Source organism: Marinobacter sp. UBA2688, from assembly GCF_002352785.1.
GTDB lineage: Bacteria > Pseudomonadota > Gammaproteobacteria > Pseudomonadales > Oleiphilaceae > Marinobacter > Marinobacter salarius.
In genome coordinates this window covers 49101-74413 of record NZ_DELU01000013.1, presented here as the reverse complement: position 1 = coordinate 74413, position 25313 = coordinate 49101, and the positions used below count along the sequence as shown (strand labels likewise).

At 56.5% G+C, this 25313-nt stretch carries 26 protein-coding genes and 1 pseudogene; 7 read left to right on the top strand and 20 right to left on the bottom strand.

Going from position 1 to position 25313, the window contains the following annotated elements; all coding sequences use genetic code 11:
* Positions 1 to 70: 70 nt before the first annotated feature.
* The 13 genes from B3M52_RS07710 to B3M52_RS07650 all read right to left on the bottom strand — a co-directional run bounded on the left by B3M52_RS07710 (position 71) and on the right by B3M52_RS07650 (position 14045).
* Positions 71 to 1435: an NADH-quinone oxidoreductase subunit N gene (locus tag B3M52_RS07710; protein WP_036206245.1), complete on the bottom strand. Its 1365-nt coding sequence runs from the start codon at positions 1433 to 1435 to the stop codon at positions 71 to 73.
* On the bottom strand, positions 1435 to 2904 hold the full coding sequence (locus B3M52_RS07705; RefSeq protein ID WP_075194528.1) for a complex I subunit 4 family protein: 1470 nt from the start codon (positions 2902 to 2904) through the stop codon (positions 1435 to 1437). Before B3M52_RS07705 ends, B3M52_RS07710 begins: the two co-directional genes overlap by 1 nt.
* A 15-nt stretch (positions 2905 to 2919) precedes the next feature.
* A complete protein-coding gene (locus B3M52_RS07700; protein WP_062372457.1) occupies positions 2920 to 4818 on the bottom strand; it encodes an NADH-quinone oxidoreductase subunit L in 1899 nt (632 codons plus the stop codon).
* Positions 4815 to 5126 carry an NADH-quinone oxidoreductase subunit NuoK gene (gene nuoK, locus B3M52_RS07695; protein WP_036206236.1) on the bottom strand — a complete coding sequence of 104 codons (312 nt, stop codon included), beginning with the start codon at positions 5124 to 5126 and terminating at the stop codon, positions 4815 to 4817. Before nuoK ends, B3M52_RS07700 begins: the two co-directional genes overlap by 4 nt.
* Positions 5123 to 5659: an NADH-quinone oxidoreductase subunit J gene (locus B3M52_RS07690; RefSeq protein ID WP_041335190.1), complete on the bottom strand. Its 537-nt coding sequence runs from the start codon at positions 5657 to 5659 to the stop codon at positions 5123 to 5125. The genes nuoK and B3M52_RS07690 overlap by 4 nt, the downstream gene beginning before the upstream one ends.
* Positions 5659 to 6555: a complex I subunit 1/NuoH family protein gene (locus B3M52_RS07685; protein ID WP_075194527.1), complete on the bottom strand. Its 897-nt coding sequence runs from the start codon at positions 6553 to 6555 to the stop codon at positions 5659 to 5661. The genes B3M52_RS07690 and B3M52_RS07685 overlap by 1 nt, the downstream gene beginning before the upstream one ends.
* The gene (locus B3M52_RS07680; RefSeq protein WP_256713506.1) at positions 6552 to 8417 is read right to left on the bottom strand and encodes a heavy metal-binding domain-containing protein; all 1866 of its coding nucleotides are present in this window, start codon (positions 8415 to 8417) and stop codon (positions 6552 to 6554) included. The genes B3M52_RS07685 and B3M52_RS07680 overlap by 4 nt, the downstream gene beginning before the upstream one ends.
* Positions 8414 to 8776, bottom strand: coding sequence for an NADH-quinone oxidoreductase subunit A (locus B3M52_RS07675; RefSeq protein WP_036206228.1), 363 nt, complete (start codon positions 8774 to 8776; stop codon positions 8414 to 8416). Before B3M52_RS07675 ends, B3M52_RS07680 begins: the two co-directional genes overlap by 4 nt.
* 80 nt (positions 8777 to 8856) lie before the next feature.
* Positions 8857 to 9273 (bottom strand): hypothetical protein, encoded by a 417-nt coding sequence (locus tag B3M52_RS07670; protein ID WP_036206225.1) that lies wholly within the window; start codon positions 9271 to 9273, stop codon positions 8857 to 8859.
* Between the two features lie 102 nt (positions 9274 to 9375).
* Complete coding sequence (locus B3M52_RS07665; protein WP_036206222.1) at positions 9376 to 10722, bottom strand: APC family permease; 1347 nt, start codon at positions 10720 to 10722, stop codon at positions 9376 to 9378.
* Positions 10723 to 10851: 129 nt separating this feature from the next.
* Positions 10852 to 11601 (bottom strand): copper resistance protein B, encoded by a 750-nt coding sequence (locus tag B3M52_RS07660; RefSeq protein WP_036206219.1) that lies wholly within the window; start codon positions 11599 to 11601, stop codon positions 10852 to 10854.
* Positions 11598 to 13430, bottom strand: coding sequence for a copper resistance system multicopper oxidase (locus tag B3M52_RS07655; RefSeq protein ID WP_075194599.1), 1833 nt, complete (start codon positions 13428 to 13430; stop codon positions 11598 to 11600). Before B3M52_RS07655 ends, B3M52_RS07660 begins: the two co-directional genes overlap by 4 nt.
* A gap of 87 nt (positions 13431 to 13517) precedes the next feature.
* Positions 13518 to 14045, bottom strand: coding sequence for a cupredoxin domain-containing protein (locus tag B3M52_RS07650; RefSeq protein WP_036206204.1), 528 nt, complete (start codon positions 14043 to 14045; stop codon positions 13518 to 13520).
* Positions 14046 to 14246: 201 nt separating this feature from the next.
* Here B3M52_RS07650 and B3M52_RS07645 point away from each other — a divergent pair, with 201 nt between their 5' ends.
* The 5 genes and pseudogenes from B3M52_RS07645 (at position 14247) to B3M52_RS07625 (ending at position 18565) form a co-directional block, all read left to right on the top strand.
* Complete coding sequence (locus tag B3M52_RS07645; RefSeq protein WP_036206201.1) at positions 14247 to 14912, top strand: response regulator transcription factor; 666 nt, start codon at positions 14247 to 14249, stop codon at positions 14910 to 14912.
* A complete protein-coding gene (locus B3M52_RS07640; RefSeq protein WP_036206199.1) occupies positions 14899 to 16251 on the top strand; it encodes a sensor histidine kinase in 1353 nt (450 codons plus the stop codon). The genes B3M52_RS07645 and B3M52_RS07640 overlap by 14 nt, the downstream gene beginning before the upstream one ends.
* Positions 16252 to 16770: 519 nt before the next feature.
* Positions 16771 to 16851 (top strand): annotated as a pseudogene (locus B3M52_RS20020) (signal peptidase II); the annotation flags it as partial.
* Positions 16852 to 16876: 25 nt separating this feature from the next.
* Entirely contained in the window at positions 16877 to 17785 is a 909-nt protein-coding gene (locus B3M52_RS07630; protein WP_036206197.1) for a cation diffusion facilitator family transporter, read from the top strand.
* Between the two features lie 171 nt (positions 17786 to 17956).
* The gene (locus tag B3M52_RS07625) at positions 17957 to 18565 is read left to right on the top strand and encodes a hypothetical protein (RefSeq protein WP_051946857.1); all 609 of its coding nucleotides are present in this window, start codon (positions 17957 to 17959) and stop codon (positions 18563 to 18565) included.
* A 305-nt stretch (positions 18566 to 18870) separates the two neighbouring features.
* Here B3M52_RS07625 and B3M52_RS07620 read toward each other — a convergent pair whose 3' ends face one another.
* From B3M52_RS07620 to B3M52_RS07600, 5 genes are all read right to left on the bottom strand, one after another.
* Positions 18871 to 20175, bottom strand: coding sequence for an MFS transporter (locus B3M52_RS07620; RefSeq protein ID WP_075194526.1), 1305 nt, complete (start codon positions 20173 to 20175; stop codon positions 18871 to 18873).
* Between the two features lie 61 nt (positions 20176 to 20236).
* Positions 20237 to 20584 carry a DUF6488 family protein gene (locus B3M52_RS07615; protein WP_036206192.1) on the bottom strand — a complete coding sequence of 116 codons (348 nt, stop codon included), beginning with the start codon at positions 20582 to 20584 and terminating at the stop codon, positions 20237 to 20239.
* Between the two features lie 29 nt (positions 20585 to 20613).
* Positions 20614 to 21213 carry a hypothetical protein gene (locus B3M52_RS07610; protein ID WP_036206189.1) on the bottom strand — a complete coding sequence of 200 codons (600 nt, stop codon included), beginning with the start codon at positions 21211 to 21213 and terminating at the stop codon, positions 20614 to 20616.
* Positions 21214 to 21224: 11 nt separating this feature from the next.
* The gene (locus tag B3M52_RS07605) at positions 21225 to 21956 is read right to left on the bottom strand and encodes a HupE/UreJ family protein (protein WP_036206186.1); all 732 of its coding nucleotides are present in this window, start codon (positions 21954 to 21956) and stop codon (positions 21225 to 21227) included.
* Between the two features lie 69 nt (positions 21957 to 22025).
* On the bottom strand, positions 22026 to 22406 hold the full coding sequence (locus B3M52_RS07600) for a hypothetical protein (RefSeq protein WP_036206183.1): 381 nt from the start codon (positions 22404 to 22406) through the stop codon (positions 22026 to 22028).
* 141 nt (positions 22407 to 22547) lie between these two features.
* Between B3M52_RS07600 and dmeF the strand changes: the two genes are divergently transcribed.
* Positions 22548 to 23501: a CDF family Co(II)/Ni(II) efflux transporter DmeF gene (dmeF, locus tag B3M52_RS07595; protein WP_075194525.1), complete on the top strand. Its 954-nt coding sequence runs from the start codon at positions 22548 to 22550 to the stop codon at positions 23499 to 23501.
* Between the two features lie 155 nt (positions 23502 to 23656).
* The gene (locus B3M52_RS07590) at positions 23657 to 24310 is read left to right on the top strand and encodes a hypothetical protein (RefSeq protein ID WP_075194524.1); all 654 of its coding nucleotides are present in this window, start codon (positions 23657 to 23659) and stop codon (positions 24308 to 24310) included.
* Positions 24311 to 24315: 5 nt separating this feature from the next.
* On the opposite strand, the gene B3M52_RS07585 is transcribed toward B3M52_RS07590, so the two are convergent.
* Complete coding sequence (locus B3M52_RS07585; RefSeq protein WP_007151771.1) at positions 24316 to 24939, bottom strand: L-threonylcarbamoyladenylate synthase; 624 nt, start codon at positions 24937 to 24939, stop codon at positions 24316 to 24318.
* Positions 24936 to 25280, bottom strand: a complete 345-nt coding sequence (locus B3M52_RS07580; RefSeq protein ID WP_075194523.1) for a BolA family protein — start codon at positions 25278 to 25280, stop codon at positions 24936 to 24938. The genes B3M52_RS07585 and B3M52_RS07580 overlap by 4 nt, the downstream gene beginning before the upstream one ends.
* Positions 25281 to 25313 lie beyond the last annotated feature (33 nt).

The window sequence follows — 25313 nt, the reverse complement described above, 5'->3', positions numbered from 1 at the left end:
TGGCGATTTCTTGACCACGTCAGCGTTCGGCGGCTTTCTCGCATGGATGCCGAACACAACACTAGGCACATCATACGATGTCGCGAACAATCATAAACTGGGCACCCAGTCCGATGATGAATGTGGCTGCAACCGTCGCAAACACCACGAATCCCAGCCATGCATCAAGCTCAACGGATGCAGAATCCCCTCCCCTGTACATCGGCACAACAATGCGCAGATACACTGCCAGCGACAGTGCACTATTGATGATCGCCACCACCGCCAGCCATGTGAACTGGACGTCAATGGCTGCCGCAAACAGAAGGAACTTGCCGACGAAACCTGCCAGTGGCGGAATGCCCACCAATGACAGCAGGAAGACTACCATTGCGATGGCAATCAAAGGCCGCGACCGGCCCAGCCCGCTAAAATCGTTCAGAGTGCGCCCGGCTATGGCGGCAACCGCGAAAGCGCCCAGGTTCATAGCCGCATAGGCGGCGGCGAACAGAATGATCGATGGTAAGGCCAGCTCACTGGAGCCCACCGCGAGGATGCCCAGCAGGAAATAGCCGGACTGGGCAATCGACGAATAGGCCAGCAGCCGGATGACGTTATCCTGCACCAGTGCCGCAAGATAGCCATAGGTCATGCTCAGCACGGCCAGCCCCGCCATGACCGCAGCCCAGCCGGTTTCCGGTGGCAGGTGACGAACCACCTGAGTGAGCGCAAACAGGGCGCCAATCTTGGGCACGACGGATAGGTAGGCGGCAATCGACAGTGGCGCGCCCTCGTAGGCGTCGGGTGCCCAGAAGTGGAACGGAACCAGTGATGCCTTGTAGCCCAGGCCCACTACCACAGCCACGAACCCGAGAATAACGGCCAGCGGCATGGTATCCATGGACGGCAGATCGGCGATCAGCGTAGAGCCGGAGGCACCGAACCAGTAGCTCAAACCGAAAATCATGATGGCAGTGGTGACGGAAGCGAACACAAAGAATTTCATCGCCGCTTCGGTCGCCGGGTCCGTATCCGGGTAGGCAACCAGGGCGAAGGTGGCCAGGCCAGTCAGCAACGCACCCAGCACCAGAAACATGGTGTCCCCTGCCCCCGCCAGTACCAGGGCACCCAGCGTTGAAAAAATCAGCAGACTGTAAACCGTACCCTCGCGGGCGCTGCCCCGGACATCCACCCGCGCCAACAGCATCGAGAGCACCGTAGCTGGTAGCAGGATAAGCTTGGCCCAGATGCTTAACGTATCGATGCGGAAACTGCCGCCAAATACCGTTGTGTCTGTGCCGAGCAGGCGCAGGGTCAGCCCGGTGCCAACGACCAGGCCGATGACGGCAATGATCAGCGAAATCCGGGGCTGTCGCAGCATTTCCGCAATCAGGGCACCAACAGCCGTCAGCAGAACGGCAATTTCTGGAATGATTAATGCGAGATCTCGACCCATTACAGCACCAGTGCCGAAGTAGTCCGGTGAATGACGTCCAACACCCAGGACGGCGCCACGCCGGTAGCGACGGTCAGCGCCAGCAAGGGCGCAACCGCGAGAATTTCCCTTGGGCTCAAGTCCGGCATTCTATTCCAGCGATCCCGGGGTTCACCCAGAAAGATTTCGCGCAGGGCCTTGAGAAAGGTCCCGGCGATAATGGCAATCCCCAGAATCACCACAACCGCGACAGGAGTGGTGCCCAGAGTCGCGAGGAATATCTGGAACTCCGCCGGGAAGTGCGCGAGGCCTGGAAGCCCCAGAGACGCAAAAGCCGCCAGCACAAAGAACCAGCCAAGCAGTGGAACCGTTTTGAGCAGGCCGCCAAACTCGTTCATTTCCCGGGTATGGGCGCGCTCCTGAATCATGCCTACCAGCAGGAACAGGGCCCCCGTGACCAGGCCGTGGCTGAACATCTGCAGCACGGCTCCATCCAGCGCGACGGCACGCACCGACGGGTCCAGAGTCAGTGCGGCAACGGCGACGCCGACAATGACGTAGCCCATGTGGTTGATTGAGGTATAGGCCACCAGGCGCTTGAGATCAGTTTGTGCCAGGGCGGCAAAGGCACCGTAGATTGCGCTGACGACACCGAAAAACAAAACAACGATGCCGGCATCGCGGAGGGCGTCAGGGGTCATTTGCAGGGCGAACCGCACCAGCCCGTATGTGCCGAACTTCAGCATGATACCCGCCAGGATGACGCTACCAACGGTCGGTGCCTGAACGTGGGCCGCAGGCAACCAGGTATGCAACGGTATCGCAGGAATCTTGACCGCGAAGGTAATCAGCATGGCGATCAACGCCCACATGGCCGCCGCCCCCTCCAGAGGAGGATTGGCAATCCACGCCCGCATATCGAAGGTGGGGTCGGGACTGCCGAGGTAAAGCCCCAGAATTGCGAGCAACAGTGGCAGGCTGCCCAGCAGGGTGTAGATAAAGAACATCAGGGCGGCCCGCTGCCGGTCTTCATGTCCCCATCCGGCAATCATGAAATACATCGACACCAGGGAAACTTCGAAGAAGACGTAGAACAGAATGCCGTCCAGGGCGGTAAAGGTACCGATTGCCGCGGTTTCCAGAAGCAGGATCAGAGCTACGTAGGCACGCGGACGGTCGCGAAGCGACGACGCATAGATCAGAGAAACCAGGAAAAGCACGGCACTCAGCAGCACCAGCGGCAGGCTGATGCCATCAACCCCGACCCGGTAGGCGGCGCCAATGGCCGGCATCCATACCAGCTCTTCGACCTGGGAAAAGCCGTCACCACTCACGCCCTGAAGCCACATGGCCAGAGCGCCGACCAGGGTCAGGGCGGCACTGACGATCGCTATGCTGTGCACCGTCCGCGCCGTCGGCTTCGGCAAACACAGAATCAGCACAGCGCCGACGAGTGGCAAAAACAGGGTCAGGGATACAAGTGGTAACATGAGTACAGGGTTCCTTTAGACACTCAGTGAAGCTGAAAACAGGATGGCCAGGAGCACAGCGGTGGCTACGGCGCTGATCGCCAGGCTGTGATGGATCAGGCCGCTTTGCAGGGTTCTCGCCCGCGCGCCGAGGTCCCGCACACCGGCCACGAGGGCAAAGATCAGGCCGTCGATACCACGCTCATCCCCGCTGCGAACCCAGCGACCCACCGCCAGATTGGCGCGGCCGACGCCAAGTACGGCCAGATACAAACGTTGTTCCAGTCGCTCGCCCCCACGGGCAATGCTGAGAGCTGTATGACCAATGGCAAGCGCGGCCGCGTACAGATGATCCTCCAGACGGTCACAGCCCCGGGCAACAGCCATTGCGGGCCGGCCTATCCAGGCGGTAAGCCCGCCCGCGACCTCCAAACCCGATTCTGCCCATTGATGGGCAGGTCCAAGCAGGCGCTGGACCGGCACCAGCCAGCCCAAGGCCAGCCCGACCAATGCGGCGACGAGCCCCAGCACTATGGCGACGGTACCTGCGGTTTCCGGAGCGGGCAGATCAAGTATTGTTTCCAGGGGACCAAAGGCCAGACCCAGGCCAGCGGCGGGGATCGCCAGACCCCAGATGCCAGCGCGCATCCAGCCAGTACCTTCTACCGGCCGGCTGTCGCCCGAGCCCTGCCAGAGCACCCGTAAAGCCCGGCCCATATAGGCGCCGGTAAGCAGAGTGCCCGCCAGAGCCAGGGGGCCGAGCCAGGCGGCGCCTTGCCCCGACAGCGCGGCAGCAATTACCGCATCCTTGGAAAAGAACCCGCTCAGCGGTGGAATGCCCGCCAGTGCCAGCGCTGCCAGCGCAAAGCCGGCAAAGGCCCAGGGCCTGGCGCGGCCAACGCCTTTCAACTGATCAAAAGCGGTACCCTCGCGGGCATGTTGAAAGTCACCGGCAGCAAGAAACAGGGTGCTTTTAATGGCAGCATGGGCGAGAAGGTGCAACAGCGCGGCTGTCGGAACCCCGGCGCCCACTGCAATCAGCATCAGGCCGTACTGACTGGCCGTGGAAGCCGCCAGCAGGCGTTTGAGATCACGTTCGGCAAGCGCAATCACCCCGGCCGCCACCGTGGTGATACCACCCACAAGCCCTATAGCGAAAAGCGCTTCAGGACTCAGCAGCGTCGCAGACCGGATCAGCAGAATGGCGCCCGCCGCCACCAGCGTGGCCGAGTGCAGCAGCGCCGAGACCGGTGTCGGGCCGGCCATGGCGCGCATCAGCCAGTCCTGCAGGGGAACCTGGGCCGACTTACCCATGGCCGCCAGCAATAACAGCAGGCCGGCGGCGGTCGAGGCACTACCGCCAACTTCCAGAGAGGCGGCGATCTCACTGGTACCTGACGACCCGATGAGTATGAATATCGCCACATAAAGCCCGAGATCGGCGCTGCGGGTATAGAGAAAAGCACGGCTGGCTGCGTTTGCGGCTTCCGGCCGCTGGAACCAGAAGCCGATCAGCAGGTAACTGCAGAGGCCGATGAGTTCCCAGGCCGCCAACAACAGAACCCAGTCGCCAGCCAGCACCAACGCCTGCATCGCCGCCAGGAACAGCGACATTACGGCATAAAAGCGCGCCTGGCCGGACTCCCGCTTCATATAGCCGATGGCATAAACCAGAACGAAGGTTCCGACCGTGGCCACTGCCACACTCAGCAGTGCCGTCATCGGACCCGAAACCAGGCGCAAGGGCATGTCCGGCAGCCCGGGTAGAAGCAGGGTTTCGGCCTGGCCGTCAAGGGCTCCGGCCAGCAGCCGGACACCGCCTGCCAGGCTGAGCGTCGCGCCAGCCAGGGCCAGCGCAGCGCTGCCACGGCGCAGTATCAACACCGCCAGGGCGGCTATCAGCGGTGGCAATATCGGCAGAAGCACTGCACTCATCCTTTCAGGTCCTCCGCTTCTTCCATCTCGACTGAGCCCTTGGCCCGGAAGCGCGCAATAGCAACGCCAAAGCCGACCGCCATCTCCAGTGCCATAACCGTCATCACCACCAGCACAAACATCTGGCCGGAATAGGCTTCCGGATGCAGAAAGCGCCAGAAAGCCACCAGATTCACCATGGCGCCTGCCAGCATCAGCTCCACGCCCATCATGATCATCACCAGATTGGTCTGTGACAGTGCACCGTAGACTCCGATACCAAACAGGATGGCGCCGGTCACAAGCGCCAATATCAGAATCATGGTCATTCCGATGCCTCCTTGTCGTCTTTACTTGACAGGTTCTGCACCGGTATTGCCACTGCCGTGGCGGCAATCATTGCGGTCAGGATGGTGATACCGGCGGTCTCAAAGATCATCATCGAGCGCCCGAGCAGTTCCATGCCCAGCGCCCGTGTCTGCGCTTCCGCGTCCACCACCTGCTCCGCTGCGGGGCCCCAGTCGGACAGCAGCGCAACGGCGATGGCGACAACGGCGGCACTCACCCCGGCACCTATCGAGAAGCGCTTCTGGTGGCTCATATCCATACCGCCAAGCCCGCCGGGATCCATCATGAACATCACCATGAAGATGGCCATGATGCTCATCTCGGTGGCCATCATCATGATCTGCAGCACGCCCAGGAATTCGGTTTGCATCGCCAGGAACAGGCAGCCGACGGCGGTCATCGAAAACAGCAGTGCCAGTGCGGAACGCATCATGGACGAGGTGCGAAACACCACCACGCCGAAGCCAATGGCAGCCAGCCCGAAAACGGCAACGAAAAAAGCCTGTGCATACATCAGGGAACCACCAGAATCAGTAAGCCGACAATAATGATATTGAGCAGTGCGAGGGGAATACCCAGGACCCAGCACCACCGCATCAGATCCGCCTCGCGGATGCGTGGCAGATAGTGGCCGACGAGCAGCATCGACACGGCCACGGCCAGGGTCTTGATCAGGCTCCAGGCCGAGGGCGGCAGCAGCGGCCCATGCCAGCCGCCGAGATAGAACACCGTGGTCGCGGAGGCCAGCGTAACCACCAGCGTCAGCCGGGCAAGGCGAAGCACCGCCAGGCGTACCCCGGTATACTCAGCGTCGACACCGCCGCCAAGCTCCCCCTCTGCAGAAGGCAGGTCGAAAGGGGCGCGGAATGCCAGTGCCATGGCCGCAATATAAAACAGCACGAAGCCCAGGGGCTGGTAGACGATGTTCCAAAGACCCGCTTGGGAGCCGACGATCGCAGTGTTTACCAGGGATTCGGCACGCATGGCCACGGCCGTGATCGGCATGACAATCAGCATGGAATAGGCAATAAGCTGGCCCAGAAAGCGCCAGCCACCGATCATCCCGTAGGCTCCATCCGGCCCCCAACCCGCCATGATCACCGCGACGAGCACGTAGGCCAGGGCCGCGTTCACAAACAGTGCGCCAGTGCCAAGGTCCGCAATGATCAGGTCCGGCGCCAGCGGCAGGACTGCCATACCGAGCACGGCGACAACCAAAAGAAGCACGGGCGCGGCCTCGAAGAAGACCCGGTCTGGTGAGCGCGGTACTATGGACTCACGACCGAGGTGAGCCAGGCCGCGAAACAGAGGCGCGGCCGGACTCAGACGCCCAGTCGCCATCCAGCCCTCAATCACAGCCAGCAGCCAGGCGCTGCCAAGCAGCGCGAGCAAAACAATAGCGACGGTCACGAAGTCACCTCCCAGGGCGAAAGATCCAGTGACCCGACTGCCAGCAGCGCATCGCCCAGTTCCTGGCCCTCGACAAGCTTAGGGACCAGGCCGATATGCTGACTACAGGCGGTGTCCAGCTCGTATGACTTCACATGGCCGCGCTCCAGTTTCAGACTTAACCGGGCCTCGCCGCGCGGAGTGTCAACGGTGGCCTCACCGGTTCCTGACACATCGCCAACGTCGCGCAGAACCGGCAGCTCCGGTTCCCCGCCCGACTTTATAAGGTCAAGGCTGGCCGAAATTTCGGCCAGGCGTTGCCACAGGCGCGCCCAGGCATCACCGCCTTCATCCGCAGCACGCGCTACGGGCCCGCGCAGACCAAAAGAGTCCGTTGGCAGTAGGCCGACACCCTTAAGCCGAGATTTGAGCAAAGGCGTTCGCCCGAGGCGGATAGTTAATTTGTGCAGCGCTGGCTCCAGTGCAGCAAGACTGTCCCTGTTAGCCTCTCTGACTTGCAGTTGCAGAGTTGCTGCCCGTTGCGTCAGCCAGGCAAAGCCGAGCTGGCGCCCTAACTGAGCCAGCCAGCCAAGGTGACTGGCGATGCGCTCACGCTCAAGGGCGCCGGTGCGAGCACCGGCGTTTGCCGAATCGTCCTCCAGCCCTGCCGCTTGCTCTATTGCCAGACAGACTAAAAGACGGTAGCTCACCGGTGCCAGTGGAATTGCGGCTGACAGATACCCAATGAAGGTCTCGGCATCCATCTCTTCACTTTCTTCAATATTCTCACCTTCGCTGGTCACCCCCACCAGGGAGGTCGCCTGCCCCTCCGTTACGCCGTCACCATCAAGGGTCAGCGTCAACTTCAGTCCGCCGGGCAAGCCGGGGAAGACCGGACCGAACGGCACCTCAAGCCAGTCCATCTGCAGGCCATCGGCGCTGCGTGGCAGATCCTTGGTGACTTCAATCATCGACATGAATCCCGAGGCGCCATGATCGTGGCCACCGTGATCGTGCCCTCCATGCTCATGCTCACCGTGATCATGGCTGGAATGTTCATGTTCTGAGTGGCCCTCATCTTCCCCGTCCTCGCGGACTACCAGGTCCATACCGCACTTGGGGCAGCTGCCAGGCTCGTCCCGAACAATTTCGGGGTGCATGGGGCAGGTATATTCGGTCCCGGCATTTTCGTGAGCGTGTTCCGGTTGGTGTTCGTTACTGTGTTCGTTACTGTGGTCGTGGTCGTGGTCGTGGTCGTGGTCGTGGTCTTGGCTCTGGTGTTCGTGATCATGGTGATGTTCATGATCGTGGCCGCCCTCAGGGGTTTGCTCCCCCGCTTCGCGTGCTACCAGATCCATGCCACATTTGGGGCAACTGCCCGGCTCGTCTTCGACAACTTCCGGGTGCATAGGGCAGACGTACTCGATTTTGACGTGCAGGACGGAGGCATCAAAATCCTCCGCTGAAGTAGCGAAGGCACCTTCCGCCAGTGCCCGCTTCAGCCGCCCAACCGCGTCGGCCAGTGCCTTTTGCGACAGACCCGCTGATACATCAGCATCCGGAAAAGACGATGGCGTCTTGCCGCCAAGCATGAGAATAGTGCGGGGCCGGGGCATCTGCGCATAAAGCACCGTTGCAACCTCGCCCATTTTTTCTGAAAGCCCGCCGACGATCAGAAGCACATTCGCATCACGGGGTGAGGCGCTGACACGCATGCCGGTGGCACTCACATTCAAGCCATGCGCCAGAGCGACATCCTGTCCCGGGACGATGAGACAACTCAGGTCACGCGCAAATGCACGGGAAACCCACTTCTGAAGAGCGGCAAACCGTGTCTGCCTCTGACGCGAACCTGTGGTGTTAATGGGATGATCAGAAGTCATTGACGCCTCAATGCCCCCTGACTCCAGCCATAAAGCAGGCCCAGAAAGAGGATGGCAAGAAATACGCCCATATCATACAAAGCAACCAGCCCTACTTCTTTGTACACGACGGCCCATGGGTACATGAACGCCATTTCCATATCGAAGGCCAGGAACAACAATGCGTAACCGTAGTAACGCGCGTGATAGCGCCCCCACACCGGATCCCGCGACAGCACACCGGAGCTTGCCGGCACATCCTTGCCCGGCTCCCCGCGCGCAGAGCCCATCACGCGCACAAACCCGTAAAGGCCCAGGATGGTAGCCACGATGCCGACCACCAGGGCAAGTAAAAGACTATACAGTTCCAAAAAACTCATTATCCAATCCTCGGATCGAGCAACCAAATAGCCCCTCACTCTCTTGCCAGGATGCCCGATGAAAATAATTCCCGGGTACCCTACTCCAGTCCGTGATGCTTCCCTTCGTATAATTTAACATTCCTGATCTCGCCTCCCTCATTGACCAATTCGAAATTATTGCCAGACAAAGGCTTTATCTTGTTACAGGAATAGTTGCGACCGTAGACAGATGTGCAAAATTTACCGTCTTTCACCTCCCATCTTCCAATATAATGGGTAAGGTTTCCCTGTTGTTCACGATACTTGGTCATTCCATAGATCGACCCATCGGGATCATAGTACTCATGAAAGGTTCGAGTGCGAAAATTGTCTTGGGCATCCCGAAATACCATTTGCACCGTGTTTCCGACGACGACATTGGCAACATCTTCGCCCGAGAGAATCTCATCAGCCTGTAAATATGGCGCTTGTAAAAACAACAAAAACACGAATAGTCTAAAGCTATTTGCTTTCATCCTGATCCCTCCCGCTTTCGTTCAACAATTGGTGTCACATCAACGCTGGCGTCTAGTCCTATCACAGGGTTACAAAAAGCTCAACGATCCAGTTATCGCCGATTAGTGGTGATCACGGACATGCGATTCTTCATGTTCCGAGCGCAGAAACTTCTTCAGAAAAATATGCTCTGCTGCGACGATAACAATCATCGTAATTACCGCCACGCCAATAACAAACGGATCACTATTCAGTTTGACCCAGACGAAACCCACGAGTACGAGCAAATCCAGGACGATAGCAATCGCTGGCACCCACGCCTTTGCCTTCACATCGTCGCGCAAATGACAAAGAACTCCCCAGTGAATGGCAATATCCATTACCAAATAGAACACAATGCCCAGAGCGGCAATCCGTGAGAGGTCAAAAAACGCCGTCAGAACGAGCCCGAGAACCACCGTGTAAACCAACGTGTGCTTCTGGATACTGCCAGGCATACCGAAATGACGGTGAGGAACCAGCTTCATTTCAGTCAGCATGGCCAACATACGCGAGACGGCGAAAATGCTGGCCAGAATGCCACCGGCGGTGGCCGTCATAGCAATCGCCACCGTGAACCAGACCGCATACTCGCCCAACGCCGGACGCGCTGCGGCCGCAAGCGAATAGTTCTGCGTTTCAATGATTTCACCCAGCGACAGATTGCTGGCAACCGCAAAACCCACCAGGGTATAAATCACTACGCAGGCCGCGATGGAAATAATGATCGCCCGCCCCACATTCCGTTTGGGGTCGATTACCTCGGAGCCACTGTTGGTAATCGTGGTAAAACCCTTGAAGGCCAGTATTCCCAGCGCCGTCGCACCCAGAAAATTACCCGTTGCTCCGGCTTCGCCCGTGCCTGAAAAGTCTACTGCGAGGTTATCAGTAATCCAGATACCCACAATTCCGAAAATCAGTATGCCTCCAATCTTTAACACGCCTATGAAAGACGCTACGCTCTGAATCATCCGGTTGCCGAGTAGATTGATCAGAAACGCTGCCATAATGAGGGCTACGCCAAGAATCGGCACCATTCGGCCGCTTTCATCGCCACCGAACAGTTGCATGGTGTAAGATCCAAAGGTTCGGGCCAGGAAGCTCTGGGCAATTACCATCGAGAAGTACATCAGCAACGCGTTGAAAGCCGTCGGCAACCGATCACCGTATGCTTTGTGCAAGTACATACCGATACCGCCGGCGGAGGGGTATGCATTTGAAATCTTGATGTAGGAATAGGAGCTGAAACTGACGATTATCGCCGCGGCCAGAAACGCCAATGGAAACAGAGTGCCCGTCATCTGTGCCATCTGCCCGGTCAAAGCGAAGATACCGGCACCAATCATCACCCCGGTACCCAGCATAACGGTTCCCGTGAGTGTGAGACTCCCCTCCTGATAGCGAGTGGTTCGGTCCTGCTCCCTGCTCATTCGCTCTCCTGATACTCTTATTCAAAAACCTGACATGCCACCGAAATCTGACGGGGCATTTCGAACATTTGACCTACATCAAATCCTGAAAAAAAAGCCAGGGGAAGACCCTGGCCCAAGACACCACGGTCAGAACACGATACGAGCACCAATCACGGCAAACCAGTCTTCTCTACCACCGCCGTCTGCCTGCGCAAAGTCCGCCGTATCACCATACTTACGCTCATGCACCACGCCCAAGTATGGCGAGAATGCCCGGTCAACCAGATCATAACGCACCCTGAGGCCGGTTTCCGTGGAAACCAGCCCTTTACCAACGCCAATTTCACGATCCTCACTGAATGCGACCGTCGCATCCAGTGTCGCCCCGAGGATCCAATAATTGGTGAGTAATAATTCATACTCCGCATCCAGCTCAGCGGACGTCTCACCTTCATTGCTCACATACAGATTTGCATCGATCTCAAACCATTGGGGTGCCAGCCCGGCGACACCGAGAACGGCATACGTACGGTCCGGCCCTTCGGGCGTATCGAAACGCACACCCGCTTTGGCGTCGAAAAACCTGGAGATGGGGATCTGGCCGACCAACTGGTTTTCCAGTGTTTCGTAGGCCTGCTCCTCGATCTCGTACTCCCCGGTTGTGAGCAAGCGGACTTTAAACTCGTCGGTGCCATAAAAAGCATCCGCGTTCCAGACGCCCAGTTCCTCGTTATCGTCGCTGTAGCGGTATTCAAACTCCTCGAACTGAACACCCCAGGTTTTGAGCGGCTGCTTGCGAGCAGTGGTGTCGGAGATCATTTCCTGAGCTGTCACCGCCGTTGAGAAACCAGCAGAGGCAAGGAAACTGACCGCGACAAGTGATCGAATACAGCTCATGCCTCACCTCCATCTTCAGCAATCACGTCTGTTTTGGCCTGCGGCGACTCTGGCCCACCTTCAACAATCACCTTACGGAACATACCAGCGGCCGCGTGGTAGGACAGGTGACAGTGGAACGCCCACTGGCCTGGCTCATCAACCTCGGTTTCCATGTACACCGTAGTGCCCGGGTTCACGCTAACGGTGTGCTTGATCGGGTTCCACTGGCCTGCGCCAACATCAAGGATGGACCACATACCGTGCAGGTGCATGGGGTGAGTCATCATGGTTTCGTTGACAAATTTGAAGCGGACCCGCTCACCGTATTTGAGACGAATCGGATCGGCGTCTTCATACTTGACGCCATTAATGCTCCAGGTGTAACGCTCCATATTGCCGGTCAGGCGAAGCTCGATCTCCCGGGTCGGTTCGCGGTCTTCATACAAAGGATCCTGAGCCTTGAGGTCAGCGTAAGACAGGAATTTACCGCCATTAGCAGCTTTGGGCATGAGGCCACTGCCCTTGGCGTAGAAAGGATCGTTTGCTTCTTCTTTCCCCATCGCCATGGAACCATGGTCCATGCCAGACATGCCGGACATGCCGGACATGCCAGACATGCCCGAATGATCCATATCTTTCATGCTGGAATGATCCATACCTTCCATATTGGAATGATCCATGCTGTCCATGTTGGAGTGGTCCATCCCCTCCATCGAGGAATGATCCATCCCGGACATGTCACCCGAGTCACCCATATCCATGTTTCCGTGATCCATGCCTGCCATGCTGCCATGGTCCATGCCAGGCATGCCCCCCATATCAGCCATGGTCAGGCGCGCTGGTTCACGCATTGGTGGCACGGACCCTTCCATACCCATTTCGGGGGCCAGCGTAGCCCTTGCATAGCCTGACCGTCCCATGGATTCAGCAAAAATGGTATAAGCCTGCTCATCTTTCGGGCGCACGATCACATCGTAGGTTTCCGCTACACCGATCCGGAACTCGTCCACACTGACCGGCTGAACATTGTTGCCGTCAGCCTGGACAACCGTCATGTCCAGACCGGGAATCCGGATGTCGAAGTAGGTCATCGCAGAGGAGTTGATGAATCGCAGCCGGATCCGCTCACCCGGCTCAAAGAGTCCGGTCCAGTTCTGGTCCGGCCCTTTGCCATTGATCAGGCCCGTAAAGCCATGCACGTCTTCGACGTCTGCTTTCATCATGCGCATGCCACCCCAGGCCATGCGATCCCGAACTGTGTTCATAAAACCGTTCTCGGACACATCCGAGAAAAACTCGCCCACGGTCTGCTGATCGCGGTTGTAATAATCAGTCATCATTTTCAGGTTGCGCATGATGCGATCACCGGAATGCGGGTGTTTGTCGGTCAATTGGACGACGTATTCGCGGTCGTAACGGAACGGTTCACGCCCCTCGGGTTCGATAACGATGGAACCGTAGGCGCCATCCGGCTCCTGAAAACCAGAGTGGCTGTGGAACCAGTAGGTGCCCGCTTGCTGGATGGGAAATTCGTAAGTAAAGGTTTCACCCGGCTTGATGCCCGGGAAACTGATACCTGGTACTCCGTCCTGATCGAAAGGAAGGATCAGACCGTGCCAGTGAATGGACGTCATCTCATCCAGATTGTTGGTCACGTTGATCCTGACGTTTTCGCCTTCCTTGAAGCGCATCACCGGTCCCGGAGATGCGCCGTTGTATCCAATACCTTCCTTCACGAAATCGCCGGTATCAATTTTTACCCGGTCGACCGTAAGGTCGTACTCACCGGCCAAAACCATGGCTGGCATCAGCAGGCTCAAAAATCCTGTCAAAAAGCGTGTTTTCATCTGTTTTGCTCCAAACTGCATTTCGTTGGAGCTGGGCTGGGAAGCCATCACCAGCCCCTGCATTCGTTCGGTACTCAGCGCACTGTATTATTCGAAATTTACGTCACCGTACATTCCTGACTCGTAATGGCCTGGCACGTTACAGGCAAACTCAATGTCACCTTTTTCCGTAAACTTCCACACAACTTCCTTGCTCTGCCCGGGCTCAAGCAACACGCTGTTGGGGTCATCATGCTTCATGGTCTTACCATTGCCCATGTCCATGCTCATCATGTCCTGGTTGAGCTTGCCGCCCTGAATCACACCATGCTCGACCATCATCATCATTTCTTTCTGATGGCCTTCGTGCATGGAGGGGGTGCCAATATTGAACTCGTGAACGAGACTACCTTCGTTCTTCACCACAAAGCGCACGGTTTCGCCGGGCTCAACAGTGATTTCTTCCGGCTCGTAGTAATTATCGTACATTTCCACCGTGATAGTGCGACTGGCTTCGGAGGCTTTACCCGGTTCGCCGCTGCTGGCGCCATGGCCACCGCCATGAGCACCACCGGCGAGGGTCACTGCCGACATCGACATGGCGGCGGCTGCAACAATCAACTTGGATGCGTTCATCTTGTCTTCTCCTTTGTCATACTGACCGGCAAAGCCGGCGCTGGTTAGCCCTGAACATAGAGCAATGCCAAAATAGGAAGAACACCATCGCGCACTAACCTGAATTCTTACTGAAAATATCCAACTATTTTGTCGTTCAGGATGAATTCAGGTTGATCGGCGACACTCGATACACTCTTGACTCAGAGAAAGGGCACCGCGATGCGATTACTACTCGTTGAAGACGACCGATTGCTGGCAGACGGTTTAGGTCGTCAGCTTGAAAAGGCGGGATTCAGCGTTGATACAACCCATACGGCCAGAGAAGCCGCGATTCTGGGCGAGCAGGAAGATTATCGCGCGGTTGTTCTTGATCTTGGTCTGCCAGACGGCAATGGGTTGAACGTTTTAAGGACGTGGAGAAAACACCAGATCGGCTTTCCGGTGCTAATCCTTACGGCAAGGGGCGACTGGCACGACAAAGTAGAAGGACTGAAAGCGGGAGCAGACGATTACCTGGCAAAACCTTTCCAGACTGAGGAGTTGATCGCCCGGCTTAACGCCATTGTGCGTCGAAGCGAAGGGCGCATTCATTCCGTGGTAAAAGCCGGACGCTACGAACTGGATGAGAATCGCCAGAGCCTGAAATCCGACGATGGCAAAGAATACAGCCTCACGGGTACGGAATTCCGCCTGCTGCGCTGTCTGATGAGCCGTCCCGGTCATGTATTTTCAAAAGAGCAGTTAATGGACCAGCTATACAACCTGAACGACACCCCGAATGAGAACGTAATCGAAGCCTACATCCGCAGATTGCGAAAACTGGTAGGCAACGACACCATTTCTACCCGTCGCGGCCAGGGGTATCTGTTCAATGACACTGTTTAGCAAGCCCAAATCCGTCAAAGGAACTTTGCTTTTATTACTACTGCCTGCCGGCATTGCGTTAATGGGGCTTGCATGGCTGGTTCACGGCTTGTTACTGGACCGGATGTCCCGGGAATTCGTTGCGACACGACTTAAGGATGAGGTCGCCTTTCTGGAACACCAGATTCGCGACTCTGGCGGTCAATTGGATGATCTCCAGACCGGCGACTACTTTCAGGAGGTGTTTCACCACGCCTTTGCCATACATTCTCCTTCTTCAACCGTTATTTCCCCGGATTCCTGGGCGCCGGTGTTAACGTCCTTAATTGAATCAGCAGAAGATGGAACCCGTCGTGTGCAGGATGCGGATACCGTCGATGGGCCAAAGGACATTCTCGCGTATCGAAAGTCGTTCCTGGTGGGCGACACCCCTATTATAGTAATCGTGTCCGAGGATCTAGGCGCCCTGAAACGCAGCCAGGCAGAATTGCACGCGTGGACAGCCATCGTCTCTATTCTGCTGATTCTGCTTTTGGTCGTTGTAATCTGGTTCGGTATCAATCTGTCCATGCGCCCCGTTGTCGAGCTAAGAGCCACGCTTAAGCGACTTCAGGATGGCAAGGTCTCGCGGATTCATGTTCAGGCGCCTGAGGAGTTTCGACCGCTGGTCCAGCAGCTCAACCAGTTGCTCGACTCGCTGGATCAACGCCTGGAACGCTCAAGGGATGCGCTGGCAAACCTCTCTCACAGCGTGAAAACACCCATTGCGGCCGTCCGGCAGATTCTTGAGGACACCAGTCGTCCGCTCTCCAACGATCTCCGCCTTCAAATGACCGCGAGACTCAATGACATCGACAAACAGCTTGAAGCCGAGATGCGCCGAAGTCGCTTTGCAGGGCCGCAAGTTGGAAAAAGCGCTTACCCGCTGAAACAGGCGCGGGACCTACTCTGGATGCTGGGGCGGCTATACCCGGAAAAGTCTTTTGAACTGTCGAGCTCCCTGCCGGAGGACGCTCGCTGGCCGATTGAGGAACACGACCTGAATGAAATCATGGGCAATCTCCTGGACAACGCAGGCAAATGGTCAGAACGATGCGTGGAACTGTCACTCGTTCAACACTCCGGAAATCTGCAGATCGGCGTTTCAGACGATGGGCCAGGCGTCATTGAGACTGAAATCGGCAAGCTGGGTCAACGGGGATTGCGGCTGGATGAGCAAACGCCCGGCCATGGCCTTGGGCTGGCGATTGTTCGGGAAATTGTGGAACGTTATGGTGGAAGCCTCCATTTCTCACGCGCCAAAGAACACGGACTTTGCGTGACAGTCGACGTCCCCAGGGCTTCGAGTACGATCAGCTAAAACCGAATATCTGCACCGGAGCCCCCGTTCCGCCAGGCCCGTACAGTACTTCTGATCCCAGAATCCGTCCTCGCGGAGCTTACTGAGGAATCTCTGATCCTGGCTGGCCCACTCACCCAGATATCCAAAGCCCGGAGGTGTGCCAGAATCTTTCACAAGAGACTCACAAGTAATCGCCGCAGGAATTGCCGTTGCCCGATAAAGATCCCGGCGGCCAATTGATACCGAAAGCTTCGGCCCAGCAGCTAATACAGGGTCAAGTGGTGACACTTGAACGTGCGCTGGTTAAGGGGCCCATATCCAAGCATAGGCTAAACATTGACTCTATAGTTACTACAGAGTTTTAAATAGCGTTATTCGAACGAGCACCAGAAACGTGAATATGAGTATCGACCGGAATGAATAGTGTGGCAAATCACCCTATTTTTTAACAGGGTGCATCTTTGAAATAGGGCCGCGGCCTTCAGTCTCTTTGCCGATGGCGGGGGCTGGCACTGGCCGGCGTTCAATCTTGCCGACGTCTTCATAGTCCTGGGTGTGACCATGATTTTTGTCACGGGCTTCAGGGCCGAAAAAAGTGCCGGAAACAACACGAAATGAACAACTACCGAACAAGGAGAAAATAATGGGCCACGAGCATGCTCACATGTCACCGGATACCAAGGACAAGCGAGTTGCAGTAGCCATCTGGGCGAATGGCATCCTGACTGTCGCCCAGATCGCGGGCGGGATCTTCGCCGGTAGCCTGGCGTTGATCGCCGACGCTATACATAACTTTTCAGACATGGCATCGCTGGTTATCGCTTTTGCTGCCCGGAAAATTGCACGCCGCCCGGCCGACTCAAAGATGACCTTTGGCTATGGGAGAATTGAGATCGTTGCGGCACTCATAAACTACACCACCCTGATCATGATAGGCCTCTACCTGATCTACGAAGGTACCATGCGATTCATTGAGCCGACGGAAATCAAGGGATGGTGGGTAATCTGGCTTGGCATTGTCGCACTGGTGGTGGACGCGCTGACCGCGCTGCTGACCTACTCTATGCAGAAGGGCAGCGTTAATATTCGTGCGTTGTTTTTACACAACTTGTCTGATGCGTTTGCATCAATCGCAGTCGTTGTAGGCGGTGCCCTGATTCTCCTGTACGACATGCGCTGGGTTGATCCCGCAATCACAATTGGTATCGCCAGCTACATTCTCTACCTGGGCCTGACGGAAATCGGCGGAACCATCCGAACACTCATGCTGGGAAGTCCTGTGGATATTGACACAGATTCGGTCATTGAGGCTGTATCAAACGTAGAAGGCGTTATCGACCTTCACCACGTACATTTCTGGCAGATGGGTGAGCATGATGCCTCCCTCGACGCCCATGTGGTGGTCGAGATAAGTGCCTGGAATGAACTTGAGAAAGTCAAGGACGGGATAAAACGAACTTTGGAAAACGAATTCAGCATCACTCATTCAACATTGGAGTTTGAGCACCCTGATCACAGTCACAAAGATGCCCATACTTATGGCCATGGCTAGCAGGGCTGCTGAAAAGGGTGCCGTGTGGCAGATCGGCTGCGAATGGCCGACATGCCACACGGTTACGAACACCTTATGCGAGACGTAATTGAACGCCATCAGGTCTGGGCCTACCTCATCGCTGTTTTTTCCGGCCTCATTGCCGGATAGACCTCTTCCCTCGGCGACAGGGTGGAGGAGTGCCAGAGCACCCGAGCCATTGCGGCAACGCCGGTTCTGTTGATTGCTCAACTGGCTCTTCTGCCACTCTACCTCTGGCTTTTTGTGGGCAGTCAATTCGATTTAAATCTGGAGCTTGGGCGACACCTCCTGCCGGCCTTTGTCGGGCTGATTGTTGTCCCGCTTATTCTGGCATTTCTGACTGAAAAATGGGCCGAAAACTCCAGAAAAGCCACCGGGTTCATTCGCTTCATGGGCCTGATGCCGGTCCTTCTGCTTACAGTCGTACTTTTTATCATCACGATGACACAGGTCAGCCAGATCGACAGTGCCGGCCCACTCATCTGGCCCTTGATGATTCTGTTCCCGACCTATCTGCTAGCTGCGGCTCTGGTTGGAAAGGCTCTGCGCCTGGTCTTTCGATTACCGATGGAAACCGGCCGAACCGTCATCTTCAGCCTTGGAACACGCAACTCCTTCATGGTTTTACCTTTGGCACTTTCAATACCAGAGGCCTGGGCTACGGCCGTCGTGGTGATTGTCGTCCAGTCTTTGGTGGAACTGTTTGGAATGATGCTTTATCTGCGGTGGGTGCCTGGTCGGCTGCTACCGGACACCTGAAAAATCTGACACCCATTGAGCTCATCTAAAAACAGGGAGATCTTGTGTGCATACCCGAACAAAGTGCGCCTGATCCTGCGCTAACTATTGTTTCACGAAGGCTCGGAAGGGGCCGTCAAGAACTGGCAACGCTATGTCACTGCTTGACCACCTTCTACCCTACGATTTCTCGCCGCTGACCGTGCTGAGCGCTGAAGAGGTTCGACATGACCTCGTTGCTCTTATTCAGGAGGATTCCTGAATCGAGTTGGAGTTGATCTTAGGGCACATTTCATCAGCTTGACGCCTAAAGGCGACGAAGTCATTTAACCCGGCCACCGCGGATGCAGCTCATCAATCACATACCGGTGGGAATGCTCCGCTCCCGATTCCGTTCTGTGCGGGTGGTCGCGTGGCAGGTCATGATGGCTATGGGCAATCACCAATGGATCATCGGCGGGCCACAGTCGGCTGGCTGCAATCAGGAAGACGAGTCCCAGAACCGCCAACACCATCAGCGTTGGCTGAATGCCGGCAGATGAGCCAAGCCATCCCGCCAGCGGATAGGCAATCAGCCAGCCGGCGTGAAACAGCGAAAACTGGGCGGCAAAAAGCGCTGGGCGGTCTTCGCCATGAGAAGACTGGGTGAGCAAACGACCTATGGGTGTCTGAACCGTTGAGAATCCAACACCAAGCAGCGCCCAGACTGGCATCAGCATGTAGAGGCTGTCAGCAAACCACGCCGCGCCCAAGCCGCCGAGCAACACCCAAGCCCCTGCCAGCATCACCGAACGGTCCTTCCAGCGTTTGAGCAGCGCGGGCAGCGCCAGTGCCGCCAGCATGGAACCCGCGCCGAATGCCGCAAAAGCCATGGCCGTGTGCTGATCGGTCAGGCCAAAACCACCCTGCACGATCACTACGGTGTTCACGATCACCATGGAGCCGGCCATGCTGACCACCACATTCAGCGCTATCAATCCCCGAAGGCGCGGTGTGGCCATAAAGATGCGAAACCCACGACGGGAGCGTTCGTAGATACCCCGACGCTTCTCCGGCGCGGAGCCAGAAGGCAGAGCCACCGATACGACGAGCAACGCTGATGCTATGAAGCCAACCACCGTGCCTGAAAACAGCCCCTGCCAACTGGTAACCAACAACAGCATGCCGGCCAGAGCCGGACTGATCAGGTTTTCAAGATCGTAAGCCAGACGGGAAAGGGACAGCGCCCGCGTATAGTCGTCCTCGTTGGGTAAGGTGTCCGGGATGGTGGACTGGAACGTCGGCGTAAAGGCCGCAGATGCCGATTGCAGCACGGCGATCAGTACATACACCTCCCAGACCTCAGTCACAAAAGGCAAGGCAAGTGCAACGGCAGCTCGCACCAGATCCAGAGAAACCAGCATCACACGACGAGGTATGTTCTCCGCCAGTGCTGCAGCAATGGGGGCAATGAAGACATAGGCGACCATTTTGATTGCCATGGCTGTGCCAACCACCTGCCCCGCCTTATCACCAGCAAGATCAAAGGCCAGAAGGCTCAGGGCAACCGTTGCCAACCCCGTTCCCAGCAGGGCAACGACCTGGGCTAAAAACAGATGCCGGTAGGTGCGATTTTTCAGAATCTCAAGCATGGTTCTCCTGACTAAAGACCCGCAACCGGGCGGTTAGCGGGCCTTTGCTCCATCTCCAGCTTTACATTTTGCCGGAGTGGTTAGCTCCAACGGGGTTGCCGTACTCATCCACAAAGACATACAGGTTCGCTTTGTCTTCGCTGGCAGAGTCAGGATTAGCAAACTGGACGACCCATAGTTTACCCGCCGAGGTAGACCGCTGCTCGGCCTTGCCTCTGGAGGCTTCCGCCCAGCTAGAAGCAATCTGTTCTGAATTGACGAGTTGCTGCTTGACGGCGGCTGCTCGCTCGGTCACCTGTTCTTTCGAAACAGGCTCCGAAGCACCATGGCTATGGCCAGCCCCGGCAAATGCGTAGCCGGAAACCGACAAAACAATGACCGCTGCAAATACGTGAATCATTTTTTTCATGAGATAACTCCTAAGGATCAATAATTGAATTACTTCTTGCTAATGCCGCTGTAAAACCCGCTGGTGTCAAGAACCACAGTGACAGCTGTTTCTCCGCGATTTTCCCAGTACCATCCATGCGTACCGTCAAACGGTGCCTCAAATGCTCCGCTCGCAGACGGCTGGTCGCGCCCCTGCCAGTAGCTGGTGAAATTGTCGCCGTCATTGAACCGTTCACCGTGCATATCGAAGTTCACCGAACCTCCCTCCGTGGTCCAGTTAAAGACCATTCGATCACCCTCGGCCATTGTGGCTTTGACTTCCAGACCCTCGTTTGGTCCCAAAGTGACGGTTGTGGAATCAGAACTCAACCCTTCTGGCGTTTTCCAGACCGGGCCAGCCGACAATGCCAGCAGGTTACCTGACGAGGCCGGTGCTGACTCAGGCTGCGCGGACTCAGCGGCGTTAGCCTGACTGAGTACAGTCAACCCCATGGTCTGGCCGAGTCCCGTGGGATCGATGCCATATTCGGCCGGGAGGATGGTTGTGACCAGAACCACTCCGCCGATAACAGCAGCCACTCCGGTCGCCTTGAACAAGCTTTTTGAGGAAGGAAGTCCCTCACGATTCATATTGGAAATGTCTTGCATGGTCTAGCTCCTCAGGAAACGGTGTACAGGCCAGTCAACTGATAACCCATCAGCATAAAACCGGCACTCATCAACAGAACGTTGGCTGCAAGTGCTTGCCGGGGGAAAACATCCGTCCGGCGCCAGAAGTTCATCGCAATCAGAATGATGCCCAGAGCCATCAACTGGCCAATCTCAACTCCAACATTAAACGCCAGAATGTTCGCCACCAGGCCATCCTCTGCAAGCGTGAAATCCTGGAGCTTTGTGGCCAGGCCGAACCCATGGAAAAACCCGAAAATCAGGACAGCGGCCTTGGTATTGGGCTGAAATCCAAACCAACGGCGAAACGCGCCAAGGTTATCCAGAGCCTTGTAAACCACGGAAAAGCCAATAATGGCATCCACCATATAGGCGTTGACGTTGGTCTCGCTGAGCACGCCGTAAAGAAGCGTGACGCTGTGTCCAACTGCAAAAAGCGTGACGTAGATACCCACGTCTTTCATGCGGTAAAGAAAGAAGATGACACCTGCCAGGAACAGGAGGTGGTCATAGCCGGTGACCATGTGTTTGGCCCCCAGATAGATAAAGGGCAGCAATTGTGCCCCGCTGGCCTGCTCAATGAACGTGGCATCGCCTGCTTCAACACCATGGGCAAATAGCAGAGGAGAAAACATCAGGCCTACGAGCGCTGCCCCTAAAAGGTACAGCCAACGCACGCCAACGCCCACGCCTGTTCGGCGCGGAAACGGCATATGATTCATTCGGTGATCTCCGAAATATCGACAGAAATTTAGATAAAGACGCTGACGCGTCAGTTCTTAATGACGTTTTCAGGCTTTCGGAGGCCGATAAAGTGCGGATGTCTGCTCCGGCAGAGGAGACGGCGTTCTTTGAAGCACAGGCTTGTCCTGCCTGTGGAAAAGCGGCACTGCATCCAGCTTCAGGGGCACGTGCTTTTCGACTGCGCCAATCGCATGGAGTAGCAGGTGGTCCTGGTCCGTCATTTCAACTGTCGAAACATGGAGATGATCGAGAGAGGACGGATGGATATGCCCATGGTTCTGGACAAATTCTGCAAGAGATAGACTCTGTGATGCATCGTGAACGTTCTGATCTGAAGCCCAGGCAAGACGAAAAAGCATCATGAGTGACAGCATGGTCACCACAAAAATACGTCTGCCGGTGGAAAATTGGGCCTGGTTAATGAACACTTCGTATCTCGTTAGCGTCGATCTTTGGACAGGAAGACTATCCAAGTACGATCTGCTTTGCAAAGGTGCGCATTTAAAGCGCCTGGTTCCAGGCAGGGGGCAACCTCTAACCATCCACTACTCAATTTCAGGAGCGCGTCTATGCATCACGAACGACTGGACCAATGGCAACACGATCACGTCTTCGGGCAGAACCACAAGCGCTCCGGCGAAACTCGCACGCTCATCGTTGTGGCCTTGACCCTGGCGATGATGGGTTGGGAAATTTTCGCAGGGATCATTTATGGCTCAATGGCGTTGCTTGCCGACGGCCTGCATATGGGATCACACGCCGTAGCTCTTGGCATTGCCGCTTTTGCCTATACGTACGCACGCAAAAACGCAGGTAGCGCACGGTTTTCTTTTGGCACAGGGAAAGTCAACGCCTTGGGAGGCTTTACCGGGGCGATTCTATTGGCTGTCTTTGCCCTCTACATGGTCATCGAAAGTGTTGGGCGCTTTATCCAGCCGGTCGGAATTTCATTTGATGGCGCAATATTTGTGGCCTTTATCGGCCTGGTGGTCAATGGGATTTCCGCCTGGATACTGGGTGAGAAAGGACATGACCATGGCCATGATCACAGCCACGGGCACGACCATCACAGCCATCACAGCCATCACAGCCATCACAGCCACGATGATCATAACCGCAGGGCGGCATATCTTCATGTGCTCGCCGATGCCCTGACGTCGGTATTGGCAATCGTCGCCCTTCTGGCCGGGAAATACGCAGGATGGAACTGGATGGACCCGATGATGGGCATTATCGGTGCCACGCTGGTGACGCGCTGGTCCTGGCTTCTGGTCAAAGACACCTCAAGGGTCCTCCTCGACGAGCAGCATCAGGACATGGAGGAAGCGGTAAAACAGGCAATAGAGGACGGCGATGCCAAAGTCAGTGATCTGCATGTTTGGGCGATTGGGCCAAACATTCATGCGGCCATTGTCTCGGTTGTTTCCCACCAGCCTGAGTCAGCCACCGCTTACAAAAACCGCATTCAGAACCAGTGCCGGTCACTGGTACATGTAACAGTTGAACCGCTAAGGTGTGACTGAATCCGGGGGCTGACTACTGACAGGCGGCGCAGTCATCCTGGCCACTCAAGGTGCCCCTCAACAATAAGTCGCGATGGCCCGCTTTGTGCATCCACCTCCCCTAGACACCAAAACCGTCAACATTTCCCCAGTGACCATAGGAGGGGACCAATGCCATGTCGCTGCTCACATCGCTGATCAAAGCCAGCACCCAGTTCCAGCAAGCCATGGAAAAGAAACAGCCGGCGGGGTCGGGCAATGCGTTGCCAAAGCCCGCTGCACCAGAGGCACCGGTCTCCGCAACCGATGACCGGTTTACCCTGTCGGAACGAGCGGGCTTCGATACCGGCCACCCCAAATCCACCCGCTTGCAGATGGCGGAGTACAAGCAAACCGTCGGGCAGGACCTTGCCTATATGCGGGAAACGCTGCGGCATAAACTTGCCGAATACAAACTGAGCCCCGCAACCAGCGTGGAAGTGTCAAAGAGCGACGAAGGCAAGATCAGCATTGGCGGTGGTATACCGGAGGAAACCCGCAGCCGCATCGAACACGACCTGAACAATAGCAAACCCTTCCGGGAGGCATTCAGCCGGCTCAGCGCCAGCGAACCCACCCTGCATTTTGTGGACAACGCGCTCAAGTTGAACAAGGCATACGGCGTGAACAATTCACTGCTGGACACCCTGGTCAGCGACAACCAGCAATTCAACGGCCTGCAGGACCTTGCGCACCGCTACGACAGCCTGCGCAGGACTATCAGTACCGATCAGGCCACCAACTACGCAGACCGCAAAAATTTCGCCCTGAGCCTGAACACCCGGGCCTGACTCCGTTAAATCCGGAAGGGCTCTGGGTCCCCTTTGCCGACGCGAGTCACCTCCGGCGCATCCCCGGTCATATTCACCACGGTGGTCGCCTCCAGGCCGCAAAAACCGCCATCGATGATCAGGTCCAGCTCGTGTTCCAGAGTTTCCCGGATGTCATATGGGTCGGTCATCGGGTCCTCGTCGCCCGGCAATATCAACGTACTGCTCATGATAGGTTCGCCCAGTTCCGCCAACAGCGCCTGCACAATTGCATTGTCCGGCACCCGCATGCCAATGGTTTTACGCTTGGGGTGTAACAGACGGCGTGGTACTTCACTGGTGGCGTCCAGAATGAATGTGTAAGCCCCCGGCGTGAAGTTCTTGAGCAGCCGATACTGGGTGTTGTCGACCTTCGCGAACACACCGATGTCCGAAAGGTCCCGGCACATCAGGGTGAAGTTGTGCTTGTCATCCAGGCGGCGAATGCGCTTTATCCGGTCCGCTGCCTGCTTGTCACCGAGGTGGCAGCCAATGGCGTAGGCGGAATCCGTCGGATACACAATAACGCCTCCCTTGCGGAGAATATCCACGGCCTGGTTGATCAGCCGCTTCTGGGGCGTTTCCGGGTGAATCTGGAAGAACTGGCTCACTGGCCACCTCCGGATGCAAAGGCCGGATCATTCTTGGAGCCGCCCATGCAATTAGGAGAATCAGGCGCAGCCTGGCCGGAACTCTCCCACTCCTGTGGTGAATACACATGCAGCGCCAGGGCGTGGACGCCACCGGCCATTTCGTCCGCCAGTATTTTGTAGATGGCTTGGTGCCGCTTGACCTTACCCTGCCCCTCGAACTCTGAAGACACCAGAGTCACCTTGAAATGGGTTTCAGAGTTCGGCGGTACGTTATGTTTGTGGCTCTCGTTTTCAACCATGAGGTGTTGGCTGTCGAAAGCGCTTGTCAGCTTTTGCTCAATGGCTTGTTGTGTGGACATAAACAGGCCTGCTCCTGATTGAATGTGTTACGG